General features: G+C 63.9%; 13 protein-coding genes. All 13 read right to left on the bottom strand.

Annotated features, from left to right (window positions below; all coding sequences use genetic code 11):
- Positions 1 to 11: 11 nt before the first annotated feature.
- Positions 12 to 695 (bottom strand): GTP-binding protein, encoded by a 684-nt coding sequence (locus GX515_08295; protein ID HHY32997.1) that lies wholly within the window; start codon positions 693 to 695, stop codon positions 12 to 14.
- 176 nt (positions 696 to 871) lie between these two features.
- The gene (locus GX515_08290) at positions 872 to 1,417 is read right to left on the bottom strand and encodes a transcriptional repressor (GenBank protein HHY32996.1); all 546 of its coding nucleotides are present in this window, start codon (positions 1,415 to 1,417) and stop codon (positions 872 to 874) included.
- A gap of 79 nt (positions 1,418 to 1,496) precedes the next feature.
- Positions 1,497 to 2,387, bottom strand: coding sequence for a polyamine aminopropyltransferase (gene speE / locus GX515_08285; protein ID HHY32995.1), 891 nt, complete (start codon positions 2,385 to 2,387; stop codon positions 1,497 to 1,499).
- A gap of 242 nt (positions 2,388 to 2,629) precedes the next feature.
- Positions 2,630 to 2,941 (bottom strand): DUF1540 domain-containing protein, encoded by a 312-nt coding sequence (locus tag GX515_08280; protein HHY32994.1) that lies wholly within the window; start codon positions 2,939 to 2,941, stop codon positions 2,630 to 2,632.
- 188 nt (positions 2,942 to 3,129) lie between these two features.
- Positions 3,130 to 3,801 (bottom strand): DUF84 family protein, encoded by a 672-nt coding sequence (locus GX515_08275; GenBank protein ID HHY32993.1) that lies wholly within the window; start codon positions 3,799 to 3,801, stop codon positions 3,130 to 3,132.
- Between the two features lie 79 nt (positions 3,802 to 3,880).
- Positions 3,881 to 5,353 carry a HEAT repeat domain-containing protein gene (locus GX515_08270; protein ID HHY32992.1) on the bottom strand — a complete coding sequence of 491 codons (1,473 nt, stop codon included), beginning with the start codon at positions 5,351 to 5,353 and terminating at the stop codon, positions 3,881 to 3,883.
- 484 nt (positions 5,354 to 5,837) lie between these two features.
- Positions 5,838 to 7,865 (bottom strand): PAS domain-containing protein, encoded by a 2,028-nt coding sequence (locus GX515_08265; GenBank protein HHY32991.1) that lies wholly within the window; start codon positions 7,863 to 7,865, stop codon positions 5,838 to 5,840.
- Positions 7,866 to 7,939: 74 nt separating this feature from the next.
- The gene (locus tag GX515_08260; protein HHY32990.1) at positions 7,940 to 9,472 is read right to left on the bottom strand and encodes a sigma-54-dependent Fis family transcriptional regulator; all 1,533 of its coding nucleotides are present in this window, start codon (positions 9,470 to 9,472) and stop codon (positions 7,940 to 7,942) included.
- A gap of 214 nt (positions 9,473 to 9,686) precedes the next feature.
- Entirely contained in the window at positions 9,687 to 10,226 is a 540-nt protein-coding gene (locus GX515_08255) for a hypothetical protein (protein ID HHY32989.1), read from the bottom strand.
- A gap of 388 nt (positions 10,227 to 10,614) precedes the next feature.
- Positions 10,615 to 12,075, bottom strand: a complete 1,461-nt coding sequence (fliD, locus tag GX515_08250; protein ID HHY32988.1) for a flagellar filament capping protein FliD — start codon at positions 12,073 to 12,075, stop codon at positions 10,615 to 10,617.
- Positions 12,076 to 12,140: 65 nt separating this feature from the next.
- Positions 12,141 to 12,542, bottom strand: a complete 402-nt coding sequence (locus GX515_08245) for a flagellar protein FlaG (protein ID HHY32987.1) — start codon at positions 12,540 to 12,542, stop codon at positions 12,141 to 12,143.
- Between the two features lie 48 nt (positions 12,543 to 12,590).
- Entirely contained in the window at positions 12,591 to 13,022 is a 432-nt protein-coding gene (locus GX515_08240) for a flagellar protein FliS (protein ID HHY32986.1), read from the bottom strand.
- A gap of 312 nt (positions 13,023 to 13,334) precedes the next feature.
- A partial coding sequence (locus tag GX515_08235; protein HHY32985.1) for a hypothetical protein occupies positions 13,335 to 14,277 on the bottom strand: 943 nt, incomplete at its 5' end.

The following is a 14,277-nucleotide window of genomic DNA, read 5'->3' as shown; positions in this document are numbered from 1 at the left end:
CGGCCTCGATCTCACGCGCCGCGCGCGCTATCAGGTCCGCGACACGCTCCGAGGCGAGCGCAGGCGCGGCGCGGAGCGCCGTGGACGCCAGAGGTGCCCGGTGCGCCCGGGACGCCGGAGGCACCCCCGACGCCGAACGCCCCGGAAACGCTCGAGATGCCCTGGACACATCCAGCCACCCTATCCTTCAGAGCGTCCACCCCGAGACCGCGCGTGAGCACAGTCCCGACCACAGGCACACCAAGCTCACGTTCGAGGCCCGGGATGTCTATCCATATCCCTATGCGCTCGGCCTCGTCCAGTATGTTCACGTCGAGGATCAGCTTGAGATCGGCCTCGATTAGCTGCAAGGTGAGCGGAAGCATCCTGCGGAGGTTGCGCGCGTCCACCACATGCACCACGATATCGACTTCCTCAGAGAGCAGAAGCGAAAGCGTGACGCGTTCCTCTTCGGTCATGGGCACTAGCGAGTACGTGCCGGGCGTATCTATGACTTCGAACGGGATGCCGCGAATCCTGGCAAGGCCACGCGAAACCTCAACAGTTGTCCCGGGGTAGTTTGACACGGTGGCGTATGCGCCCGTTAGGACGTTAAAGAGCACGCTCTTCCCGACGTTGGGGGTCCCGATAATGGCGAGCTTCCTTCGGCGCACGGAGCCTCCCCCTATGGGAGGATGCGTCAGCCCTTGCCCCATCTTCAGTAGATGAGAGACTGCCAATGTTGCACGCGAGGACGCCGCTGCGAGCAGGACGGCACTTCTGCACCGTCCACCCGCCCGCAAGGGGCATGAGCATTTCTGCACCCTCCGCCCGTCCCAAAGAGGCGGGAGCATCTCTCGACTCTCCACCTATGAGGTGCGACAACGATATGTTATTCCCTACCACGAGTGTTTGCTACACCTTCGTTGCCTGCATCGCCTTCCCGTGGGGAACTCCCATCCCCGCGCCCGGATCGGGAGTGGGAACCCGCCTGCGCCTGGGCCGCGCCCCGGGCCTCGGCACCATCACGCGCGCCCCCGGCCGTGGTGGCCATGCGGCAGTTGCGGCAGTACCCGTAGACCCTGAGACTGTGGTCCACGACCTGGAAGCCGGTACGCTCCGAGATGGCTTCCTCTATATCGTCGAGAAGGTCCTCGTTGAACTCGAAGATGCCGCCACAGCTCAGGCATATGAGGTGATGGTGATAATGCTTCTCGAACTCCGGGTTGAACTCGTAACGACTTCCTTCCTCTCCGAACTGCAGCTTGTGGATGATGCCCAAGCTCTCGAAGATGTCGAGAGCCCGGTACACGGTGGCGAGGCCGATGTCCGGGCACTCCTCTTTGGTGCGGCGGTATATCTCGTCGGCAGAGAGGTGTAGGTCTGCGCCTTTCACTAGAACCCGCAGAATCGCCTCCCGCTGCGGGGTAAGTCGCATGTCTTTCTCGGCAAGAAGCTCCTTTATGTCAGAAAGCTCCCTTGGCACCCCGTCACCCCCCACCCCCGTTTGCGGCCGCTCACGGACCCGCGGACCCTTGGCCGCCTTGCGCGAGGGCCGCCCCGTCCGGCATGCTCGACGGCTCCCGCGGCCCTATGAGCTCCTCGACGAACTTCGGCAACACGAACGCGGCTTTGTGGATCTCGGGCGTGTAGTAACGCGTCTTCAGGTTCGTGACACGCGCGTCGCGGACCGGGTCTTGCTTCTTCGACGCGAGCACAAAGCTCCACAGTGCCCCAGGGTAGGACGGAACCACGGCGAGGTAAAGCCGTACGACGGGGAAGACCCGCCGAAGGTCGCAAACGGCGCGCCTTATGAGTTCGCCGTAGAAGAAGGGCGACTCCATTTGGGCACAGAATACCCCTTCGCCGGTGAGGGAGGCGTACGAAGCGCGATAGAACTCCTCAGAGAAAAGCACGGCCCCGGGGCCCACGGGGTCTGTCGAGTCGCAAATGATGACGTCGTACTCCCCGGGATGCGACCTCACGTGCTCCGCCCCATCGCCTACCATTATCCGACACCTGGGATCCTGAAGCGAACTCGAGAGGTGAGGAAGATACCGCCGGCTGACCTCGATGACCCCCTCGTCTATCTCGGCGAGCACAGCGTTCTCCACCGACTCGTGCTTTAGGACCTCGCGCATCGTGCCGCCGTCACCCCCTCCGACGACAAGGACCTTCCGGGGACAAGGATGGGTGCAGAGCGGCACGTGGGTGATCATCTCGTGGTATACAAACTCGTCCAGGTCGGTGGTCATGACGCATCCGTCGAGCACGAGCACTCTTTTGTTATCAATGGTCTCGAGAACCGCAATGTCCTGGTACTTGCTGGTCTCGTGGTAGATGGTCCGGGCGATCTTCATGGACAACGCCAGGCCCGGAGTCTGCCGTTCGGTGAACCAGAGCTCCAATTCACCGCCTCCTCCTTCGCCTTGGGCCGAACCCTAGGTTTCCTGCGCCGCTATTATATTCCTGGACCCAAAGCGTGTCAACGACACGGGGAGCGGAGGGCCCGAGAGGGCTCGAGCGCCCGCAGGCGTCCGAGATGAGCTAGCCGGGCGCAAGGTCCGCGCCCGGCTGTCGACACCCACTGTATCGCTCTACCGCTGGCTCGCCGTGTTCCCGAGAGGACCGCCAAGAATGGGAGGGAAAATCACCGCGTGTACCCAGCGGCTTTGGGCTTGAACGTCTTGCACATGGTGTGTTCCGACGCCGAAACCGTCAAGTCGGTGCCGGCCGCGGCGCCCCGTTCACCGATTCGCCCGACCTCCACATCGGTCGCGCGGGCCCGGCCGCGGGCTTCCCCACGCTCGCCGATTCGGCCGACTTCCATGCCGAAGTCCCTTGCGCCGCTTCGCAGCACAGGATTCCTGTCCACCTCGATGGCGTCAGCCTCGCACACGTTTCCCGAGCCCCAGTAAGCGCACTCGCTCACCGAGCACTTCACCCCAGTTATCCTGCCCATTCTCATCACCTCCACACAAAAGGGTGCCACGAGAACGAGATTTTATGCTTTGTGCCTTCTCGTCGGTCAAGCCAAGGTGAGTGCGGAGATGCTCTTCCGACCGGCCGGGGCGAGGATGACCAGCTAGAGGGGTGAATACGCCGGGGCGCGGAACACACAGCACGGCCAGCCGCGTGACGGCACGCCGCCTAGCTCGATCGCCTATCCTGCCCCGCCAGACCACTAGCCTCGCCGTGGTGCCCGGGGCGGTGGCGGTAGTGTTCGGGGCGAAGGAGCTTCACCAGAGCACACGTTATCGTGTACTCCCAAGACCTCTGGCGGGGAAGCAGCCCACATGTGAAGTAGCCTATTGCGCCCAGCTTCTGTTTGGAGTTGTGTACCCCCGTGAGCTCGTCCATCACCGGGCCGAGCTCGCGTCCGGCCGCCACCTCGCTCCCCACAGCCGGAGGCAGAGGCATCGAGGCGCCGTGCGCCACCGAGAGGACCCCGTCGCGCGTAGCTATGGCGCACCACCCTATGAGATGGGCTTCACACGTCTCACTTGCTTCAAGCGCCGCCTCATCGGCCGCGGCCCCAGCATCGCGCCCTCCCCTTAACTGCCAGCCTCCGGCGCCTTCAAACGCAACTCCGCCTTCGAGGCCCACGCCGACGTCTGCGTCGGTGGTCGCAAGGACGTGCGCGGCGCGGGCAACGGCACACCTCCGGGTCTCGTCATCGCCCAGGGGCTGGTCCGGTAGGCCCAGGTCCACATTGACGCCTTCAACCTCGATCTTGACGTTCTTATCCCGAAAGGCCCGGGTAAACACCCTGCGAACCGCCCGGACCTTTACTGGATTCGTTGAGCCGACTACGATTTTCACGTGATGATTCCCCTCTGCACAGCGAGCGCACGGGTAAGATTCCCATGCACCAAGAAGCCGAACAGCCTTGTCAACGCATCTAGCGTAGGTCACGCGGATCTATGATGATCGACCGGCCCACCCCACGACCCTCGCCGCCGCCTGTGCCAACGTCCTCACCCGGCCAGGCCTCGTCCATCTCCTCCGCTTCTTCCCAATCCTCGTCACGGTCGCGGCCCCGCCAGCTCGCTCTCCAATCGTCTTCCCTATCCACATCGAGAGTCTCGCCCGCCGCGCCCGCGGTGGTCGCGCCCCCGAAAGCAGGGGTCACGATGAGCCGCCGCCCACCCTCATCGCGCTCAGCTTCGGCCTGTGCCCCCCGCAGCCTCCTCGCCTCGGACGTGTCGTCAAGCACGACGCCGATGCTCGTTGCCACGAGCGCCTCCACGAATGGTATGTCGCGGGGTGGTTTCCCGTCGGCGATGGCAATCGCAGCGGCGAATGCCGAACGCGCGGGCTTCTCCCGGCCCTTCAGAAGCAGCAAATATGCCGTCTCCTCCAGGCGCCGCTGGTACTTCCGTGCAACCTCGGGCGTAAACAAGGCTTGCATGGCATCCTCGACCACTGCGCGCAGGCGCTCACTCTGCACAGCCTCGCTCGTGTAAATGACGCTATCAGCGATTGCTAGAGCTCTCGCCCAGTATGGCTTCGCCTTGTCCTCGGCGAACGCCCACGAGCACGCAGACCGAAGGCTGAGGAGTCGCCCAGAATCGCGCAATGCTGCAACGTCGCGCCTTACATCGTCAGCGTCCATCTTCTCGTAGATGATCGGCCGAGCGGGCGGCGGAGGCAGGTTCTTGACCGCAGCACTGTACAATGAATACCCTTGGGGCATCTCCCTCCCGACTCGTCGCCCGATCTCGCCAGCCTCTTTCATCAGGAAGCGCGCGTGCTCAGTGTCGATCTCTGTAAGCTTCGTCTCGCCCACGAGGTCGCTCGCCACTTCGTAAAGCTTTCGCTTGCTGCCTCGAAATACGCGGCAGTCGTCGATTCCCTCGTCCTCTTTGAGGAGCCATGCGATGAATGCCCTGCCCTCGCCGGGCGCCCACACGTGGGTGGCGAGCAAGCGCGTCCCGGTCCAATCATAGTACCCAGCGAACGCGCCCTCGACCCTCCCGGGCGGCGCCGCAATTGCCGGCACGCGCTCGCGGACCGGGGTAAGTTCCTCGGCGACATACACCCCCGCAGACCTCAGTCTATGCAACGACCGGCCGGCCTCTTTGCGCACAGCTTTATCCTGAGCCGACTCACGAATCTCCGTCAGCACCCGCACGGCCGATTCATCTCGCACTTCACCGAGGGCCCGCACCGCCGCCTGGGCGAGGCGAAGGTCATCACCGGTCGCAAGCTGTTCCAGGCCGGGCACCGCGGCCGCCTGCGCGCTTCGGGCGGCCTTGACGAGAATGAGCTCTACTTCCTCGGCCGAGCGCCCCGCGAGCCCGTTAAGCGCAGGTATGGCGAGCTCCTTGGGCGCAGGTGTGCTAGGTTCACCCTTCGGCGTATGTGCGTCCATTTCTCCGATGTGCCTCCTCCACAGGTGTGCCTTTCCAAAAGCAGCCGCATCTTCAGCGTCTATTCTTCCCTGGCCGCAGAATTCCTGCACCCGTGCGCTTTGGCATGCACGTCCGCAGGCACACTCGCTGCACAGGTGTGCCGCCCCGCGCGTACCGCGCATCGCGCACCACGCACCACGAGTGACGCCCCACGAGTTGCGTGCCACGGGTGACGCACATCACGCGCCCGTCAGGACTGATTCAGCATATCAACCTTCAGGCCGCGGACGTGACACGCGACACAAGTTCCTTCCTCGCCCGTTCCTGACGTCTTCCGTCCGATTGTTCAGGATGGCTTGCTGGTGATTGCACGATGGGTGTCAGAATCCTGCTATTGACCTGACGAGCAAGATGTTGGCGAAGCGCGCCGGCGGCCCCGAGATCCTTGAGCCTCTCCATGGCGACGGGGAAGACCCGTCGTGGCTTGCTTTGCTGGCCGCTTGCCTACCGCTGCCTCGCGACTGGGAGCCGCACCGTAAAGGTGCTGCCTTCGCCCTCCCTGCTTTCCACGGAGATCGTGCCCCCGTGGGCCTCGACGATGCCGTGGCTCACGGCAAGGCCAAGGCCGACCCCGCTGGTCCGAGTAGTGAAGAACGGCGTGAAGATTTTAGAGAGGTTCTCACGAGGTATGCCAACCCCGGTGTCCGCGAACTCCACCCACACGTAGCCGCGCCCCCCACCCGCTGCGCCCGCGCCACGCGCGGGGGACCTGCCTGTGCCGAGGCGCCGGTGGTCGACACCGAGCCGCACCTTGAGGACTCCACCAGACGGCATCGCTTGTATAGCGTTCACCGCGAGGTTAATAAACACCTGTTTGAGCTGGCCTTCGTCCGCCATGACCGGCGGAAGCTCCGCCGTCTCTCCTTCGACCTGTATCCTCACGCCAGCCGCGGCTGCCTGATGCTCCAGGAGGTAGACCGTGTCCTCGACGACCCGTCGCACGTCCGTGGGCCGTAGGTGCATCTCCTGATGGCGCGAGAACACCGTTAGATTCTTGACTATTCCAGAGCAGCGGGCGGCTTCCTCTTCAATGGCCCGGAGCGGCTTCAGATACTCATTGGGCGAATCCACAGACCTCGAGATCTTGTCCGCGAGATGCTCGGCGCAGGCGGATATGATGCCGATCGGGTTGTTTATCTCGTGCGCGATGCCGGCCGCAAACTCGCCCACGGCCTTGAGACGCTCAGCCCTCCGCAGCCGCTCACCAAGGCTGACTCGCACGGTCACATCCTCCGCCACGATGATGGCGCCCTTTACGCGCCCGCCTCCTCCGCCGCGGTCAGCCTCCGTCGACCCCGCCGCCTCCACCGACCCCACGGGCTCCGCCGACTTTGCAGAGTTCGCCGACTTCGCCGACTCGCGCGATCCCGCCGGGCCGTCCGCAGCGTGCGCAGCGTCCATAGCGTTCGCAGCGTTCGTAGCGTCCTCACCGTCCGGCGTGCTCACGAGCGGGCACACCCTGCACGACACCACGTACTCCCTGCCGTCCGGCGCGTGCTGCCTCATCTCGTCGCTTTCCAGGGTCTCTCCGTCCTCCAAGACCTCCTTCAGGATGTCCCAGAGGCCTTCTTGCGCTTGTTCGGGCAGGAGCTCGAAGTACTTCCTCCCAAGCGCCGCCTCGGCGGGAATGCCGGTGATGGCCTGCATGCCGCTGTTCCAGGTGGTGACGACTAAGTCCCTGTCCACCACGGCAAGCCCTATGGTCAGGCTTTCGATGATGCTCTCGTTGTACTCCTTCAACGCCGAGAGCTCCCTGTTGGCCTCATCGAGGTCGGCGTATAGTTCAGCGTTCTCGAGCGCCGCGGAAGCGTATGCCGCAAGGATCGTGAGGAACTTGATCTCGTCGCGCGTCCGCTCGTGAATGCTGGGCGTGTACACAGTGAGGACGCCTGTTACCTCGCCACGCACGGCGAGCGGCACCGAGAGCGCGAAGGTCATCCCGTCCTTGCCCAAGTCTTCGAAATACGTGCTTGCCTCGCCCGCCCCATCCACACCTGCAAGCGGCTTCCCGAGCCGAACCACCTGCCCGAGCGAGCTCCCCTCGACGGGAACAGACCCGCTTCTCTCCACGAATTCGGGAGACAGCCCGTAATGGCTTTTCAGGACGAGGCGCGTCTTGTCGCGGCTTAGGATGCGGATGGCGCACCCCTGGGACGGGACGAGCCGGCACGCGATCACCGCGATACGGTTCAGGACCTCATCGGGCCTGCGGATGGACATGAGCTCCTTGCCGACCTCGAACAGGCTCGCAAGCTGCAGGACCCGCCTGTTGAGCTCGGCATTGGCGGCTACGAGCTCTTTCTGAAGGGTGAGGTCGTTCTCGGCAAGCCCTGACACGAATTCGCGCATGGACGCGAGTTGCTCCCTTGCCTCTGCGACCTTGCGCCGTGCCGTGCGCCTTTCCCAATAAGCAAATGCCAGCGCCCCCGCGCTCATGGCGGCGAGCGCCGCATCCACCCAAGCACTAGCCACGAGACAACACCCCGAAGCAAGCCGCCACCGGAACCACCCAGGGCGGCCGCACTATTGGCGCCGCACTGGCGCCGCTATTCAGCTATCCCGTATTCCTTGATCTTGTTCAGAAGCGTCCTCCGGCTGATCTGAAGGATCCTCGCAGCCTCGGTGCGGTTGCTGTTCGTCTGCTGCAACACCCGTATGATGTGAGCCTTTTCGACTTCCTTCATTGACATGGGCCTGCCCGCGCCGCCCGGCTCAGCGCGCCCCGTCGCCACCACGCCGGACGACCCTCGTCCATAGTAATTGCCCACCGCCCCTGCTACTCCAGCGGGCATCTCTCCCGCCGCCACGCCTGTCACCGCTGCCGTCGCCGCTGCCGCTGTCGCCGCCACGACCTGGGGCGCGACCCGCGCCTCGTGCCACGCGGGCGATGTCGCCGCCGATGCCGGCACGTTCACAGCAGGCGCCCCGATGAAAAGGTTGTCCTCATCGATAACGGGACCCTTGGCAAAGATGATCGCCCGCTCGATGCAATTCTCAAGCTCACGCACGTTCCCGGGCCAGTCGTAATCCATGAGCATTTTCATGGCCTTTTCCGAGACGCGCGTCACGGTTTTCCCGACTGTTTCGCTGTAATATGCGATGAATTTCTCAACCAGGAGTGGGATGTCGGCCTTGCGCTCGCGCAGCGGCGGCAGGTAAATCGGGATCACGCTCAGACGATAGTACAGGTCTTCCCTGAACTCGCCCCGGGCGACCTTCTCTTTGAGGTCTTGGTTCGTGGCGGCGATGATGCGCACATCGACCCGGATAGTCTGCGAGCTCCCGACGCGCTCGAACTCCTTTTCCTGCGTAACCCTCAGGAGCTTGGCCTGCATCGCTGGGCTCATCTCGCCGATCTCATCGAGGAAGATCGTGCCCGTGTCGGCCACCTCGAACCGGCCCAGCCGCCTCGTGACGGCCGAGGTGAAGGCCCCTCGCTCGTGACCAAAGAGCTCCGATTCCAGCAGGCTCTCGGGGACGGCCGCGCAGTTGACTTTCACGAAGGGCTTGTCCGCCCTGTGGCTGCAATTGTGGATGGCCCTTGCAAGGAGTTCCTTTCCGGTGCCGCTCTCGCCGAAAATGAGGACCGTCGCGTTGGTCGGAGCGATCTCGTCGATCATGCTGAAGATCCGCTGCATCTCTGGGGTGGAGCCGATCATCCCGAACTCGCTCTTGGCGCGGAGCGGCTGCCGGCGTGGGGCACGGGAGAAAGACGCCCCGAGCTCCAGGGCGCTCCTTACGACCATCTTGAAGTTCTCGATCTTGAACGGTTTGGTTATGTAGTCATAGGCGCCACACTTCATGGCCTCGATGGCGGTGTCGACCGAAGAGAACGCGGTGATCATGATCACCACGCTCTCCGGCGAACGCGCCTTGATCTCGCGGAGCACGTCGATGCCGCTGGTGTCTGGAAGCTTGAGATCGAGGACGACCACGTGGAAATCGCCGGGCCCGACCTTGGCGAGGCACTCGGCGCCGTCACGCGCGACCGCCACCTCGTACCCTTCCTCGGCCAGGACGTCGGATAGCACGGCTCTCATGTTAGGTTCGTCGTCGACGATGAGGACCCTGTAGACCACCCTCAAATCACCCCGCCCCGGGTGACAGCTACGCGTGCTCCCGCGTCATGGAGGTTCGCGTCATTTGTGCGTTCTTCGACATCAGGATGGAATATCCTTCTTACGATAGGGAACACATGGCGCGACCGGCGGGAAAATGGATGGGCTAACCAATGGGTTGCCCAACGCGTAGGTGGCGAGTGGGTTGGTGAATGCGTGGATGCGCTGGAGCTCCTCACCGTTCCTTGTCGACGAACCTCGGCACGGGTTTCCCCCGCCCATGCCCGTTGTACGCGTGGCTTGCCGTCCGCCCCTGGACCAGCCCGACCAGCCTCGACTCCATGTCCGCCCTCCGGGCGCGAGCCATCTCCCGCAGCTGGGCATCGAGCTCAAGCGCCTGGCGGTGCATGGCTGCCGCCTTGCGGCGGGCCTCCTCCACACGGGGATCCGCGAGAGCCTCCTGCAGTGCTGCCGCTCCGGACGAGAGCTGTGCCGACCCGCGACCAGGCCGGCGACCACTCTCGGACGTCAAGCCACCCGGGAGCCCGGAGAGCTCGCCCTCCAGCTCGCGGCGGCGGGCCTCGAGCCTCGCGATCTCTTCGACGTGGCCGCCCCGTCCAGCCAGGGAATCGCACAGGGCGGCATAATCCCCGGCGGCGATGAGCTCTATCTCGCGCTTCGTGTGCTGGACGACCTTCTCGAGGAGGAGGGCCTCCCGCTCGTAGCTTTCGGCGAGCTCTGCCGCTGTCCGCTCGCGCACGTCTCTCTTGTCCAACCCGCGCGCTCCCCCCTCGCCCTCTTAAGGTTGCTGCGCACCGCCACCGAACCGTTTACGCCGCGCCTCCGCTCGGTACACGACATCTGCCCAGCACATTCTGGGTGACCCCCACTTGAACGCCGCGCGGCCTGCGCCGCCACACTGTGCCGTATTCCCCCGCGCGGGGCCCCGCGCTCGCCGCACGCTTGCGCTTCGCGTGTCTCGCGCGCCCTCCCGCACCCGCCAGCGATCACCCACCCTACTGCCTGCGGCCGGCGCCAGTGCCCAGGCCTCAGGAGTCAAACCGCGGGCCTGCGGCGAGGCGCGGGGCCCCGAATCCGCCGGAGAACCGCCAAAACAGATAACTGTGTAACAAGCTAACAAGCTTGTAATACTACGCATTACACTAGTACGCAAGCAGCGCGTTAGCCTGAGTCATAAACGTGTTGATGAGCGCGCTCTGCGTGCTCATAAGCTGCATCGCCTGGATGAGCGACGAAAACTCCTCGCGGAGGGCTTTCTCGCGAATGGCCAGCCGCTCCTCCAGATCTTTCACCCTCGAGTCGATCCGGCTCATCTGGTTGGTGATGGACTGCTGTTGCCGCGCGATGATGCCGGTTAGTTCGTCCACGAACGGCTCCATGAGGTCGCGCACCTTCACGGCAACTCCGCTCGCCGATGCAAAGAGGTCGCGCACAGCCCCCGGGCTATCTTGAAGCGCCTTGTCGAGCTTGGCCTCGTCGGTCAACGTGAGACTGCCAGACCTGTCAAGGGTTATGCCGACATCGTAAAGCCTCGTAGGATCCGGGTAGGCAAGGCAGTCGACCCTCTCCTGGACGGCGCGGTTCATCCTCACTTTCAAATCGAGATAGGTCGCATCGCCCGCCAGGTCCCCGCGGATACCGGCGTCCGGGTCCACGAGGGTCTTGTTGTTGAGATACTTGACGGTCGAGTTGTAACTGGAAATGAACGCCTTTATCTTGGTCTTCAGCGCGCTCGTGTCGCGTTTGACCTCGACGCTCACCGGGGCATCTCCGGCTGCCTGCGCCTTCTTGAGCGTGAGGGTGACCCCGGAGATCGCGTCGGAGACCTCGTTGGAGGACCGGACGAGCGAGAGGCCGTTCAGCGTGAACCTGGCGTCGAGCGTGTCGCGGGCCGCGAGGTAGCCGCCCTCTGTGCTCGTCGCCTGGACCGATGAGCTCGTGCCGGACGCGGCAAGAAGGTTGTTGGCGTCGCCCGTCTCCGAAAGGGTTACCGCGCTTGTGCTCCCCGTGGACCTGGCTGTGATCACGAGGCGCGAGGCGCCCGCCTGTTCGCTCACGACCGCGGCACTGACCGCGGCGCTTGCACCTGATGCATTGATGGCCGCGGCCATGTTCGCGAGCACGGTGGCGTTGTCCTGCCCGGCCTCCACCTGGACGGTGATGTCCCAGGAGGCGGCGCCAACGGCCACAGTGAAGGTCTTGGTGCCTTCACCGGCCGCCTGCGAGACCTCCGCGCCGGTGCTAGCGAACCTGTCCGACACGACCACATCGTAGCTTGCGAGCCTCTCCACGAAGATGCTGTAGGTCGCCTGGGCCGCCGAAGTGGCGGCCTTGGCCGCGACCACGTCAGCGTTGCTCGAAACCGCGGCCCGGGCATCGTACAGCGATGTCAGGTCCTCAGGAAGAAGGTCGAGTGCCACGTTTTTCAGCGCGAGGAGTGAGGAGTTGAGGTCTCGAAACATCGCGGCCTTCGTGGCGAGCGCTTCCTTCGCGGCCTTGAGGTCGTCGACGGGCTTCGACTCGACCGCCATGTATGCCTTGATGAGCTCTTCAAGCTGGCTGGCGCTTGAGCTTGTCGTGAGAAGTTGCACCCCGAGGCTCACCAGTGATCACCTCCGCTTGGGACCCATCTGGGATCCATGCACCGCTCTCCTGCCGTCGCTATACGTCACCGCTTCCTATCCACAACAAGGCCTGCGAACTCTTTTAGGTGGTCCATCATCATGGCGAGTTCCTCGGGAGGGATGTACCGCACAACCTCGCCCGTGGCGTTGTCGATCACCTTGATGGTCACGTCCCCAGTGTCGTTGTCCACGTGAAACGTGATCCGGATGTTCACGACGCCTTCGGCGAGGAGGCGGGCGATGCGCTCGGCGCGCTCCTGCTCCTCGCGGATGCGCTCTGCTTCGGCCTCGGCCTCGGCTTCCGCGGCGGCCCTGGTTTGCACTTCGCGCAGGTTTCCTGACGCGTCGTGCGGGCGTGCGGCATGCGCTGCCGCCCGCTGGGCCGGATCATCCGGTACGCGCCCAAGGCGCGGCATCACGTGACGCGCCTGAGCATTTGCGAGCATATCCAGGTTCCTCAGCCTGACCTCAGCAACTGTGACTTCCACGCGGGATCACCTCGTGGCCGAGGCGCCCACCCTCTCCGGCCCAGTTGCGACCGCGCTCAAGCCAACGGGGTTGGGCGCACCCCTATTACCCTTAGTGGCGGCCACAGCCGTGGCCCAGGTCTCCCGGAGCGGGCGCATCACAGAAAGTGCCTCGTCGAACTTCCCCTCCCAAACCCTCTCCATCGCGTATCTATAAAGTCGAAACAGTCCCGCAGCGATCTCGCCCTGATCGAGGTCCAAGCCATCGATAAGGGTCGCGATGCCGGCGGACGCCTTTTTCTTGTCTTTCGCTCTGCAACTCGCGATGACATGGTCGTACACCATCAGCACAAGCTCCTCGGGGCTTGCCGAGAGCACGCGCTGAGCCCGGTAAGCGTCGTACGCCCCGTGGCCCCTATACTCGCTCGTCGCCTGCAGCACACCAAGTTCGGCGTTCATCAGCGCAACCTCCAGTCGGCACCGGGCCATTCCCGTCTTGCGTGTCCTGCGCGTCGCTCGGTCCCGGCTGAGTGGATTCCTATAAGCGACCCGGTGCCGAGACCGCCGTGCCCAGTGTTGCCGGGCCCAGGGCGAGACCGCGGCTCGGCGGCGCGGCGGCATCCTGCGGGCACCGTGCCGTCTCGCTTCGCCCACGCGCCTTCCGCCCCGCTCCACTTGACCCCAGGGGACGCCCGTGGGGGGAAGCCCCCCACGGGCCAGCAACGCGCTACGGACGGGCCAGAACCGGATGTCCCGTCCGAATTACGCGAACTACCTGAACAGACCCAGCACCGCCTGCGGCGCCACGTTCGCCTGCGCCAGCATTGCGGTGGCCGTTTGCTGCAGGATCTGGTACTTCATCGCTTCGAGCTGCTCGGCCGCAATGTCGGCGTTCATGATACGGTTGTATGCGGCCTCCGTGTTGGTCTTGGCAACCGTAAGGTTTTCCTCTTTAAACGTGAGACGGGACACGATCGCACCGATATCTTTGACACTAGCGCTAACCGTCTGTATAGCCGCATCGACCCTCCGCATGTATGCAGTCGCGTCATTGTGCGAAGAGACCGAGTTTGCGCTGTCTTGCTTCGTGTAGAAGACCCCAAACTCGCCCTTGGCCGCCTCTGTGGGCAAGGCACTCGCAAGCGTAATCTTTATGCCGACACCCGTATCCACCTCGGTCGCGGTTGAGGCGAACGTGGTCGAATATGCGATAGTGCCAACACTGTCCTTGATCGCGATTGTACCCGTTGTGCTGCCATCCCAAGCAACTTCGATGCTGTACTCGCCGGACTCGAGCTCCGTGGCCGACACAGTGTTGGCCGGGGCAATGCTGCTTACTAGACTCGTAGGAAGATCATCCAGCAGATCGACTGCTCGGTCGAAAACTTGGCCGAGCGCAACCTGTAGGTCTTCTGCTTTGTGGCCGTCCTCCATGTTGACTCCCGTGTTTGCAGTGGCCTGGAAGCCGGTTTGGAAGTTGAACGTCTTGCCTCCCGCAATCAGTTTTTGCCCGTTCCACTCAGTCTCGTCGACTATGGTGTTGATCTCCTCTAACAGGGCTTTGATCTGGTCTGTGATCGCAGTCCGCTCCGCGTCGCCGAGGGTGTCGCTCGCGGCCTGCTCGGCCTTGTCCCTGACGACCAGCAGGATGTCGTTGATCTTGCTGAGGCTGCTCTCGGCGACCGCGAGCATGTTCTTGGCGTCACCGATGTTG

The organism is Bacillota bacterium (assembly GCA_012842395.1).
Lineage (GTDB): Bacteria > Bacillota > SHA-98 > UBA4971 > UBA4971 > UBA6256.
This window is presented reverse-complemented; position numbering and strand designations above follow the sequence as displayed.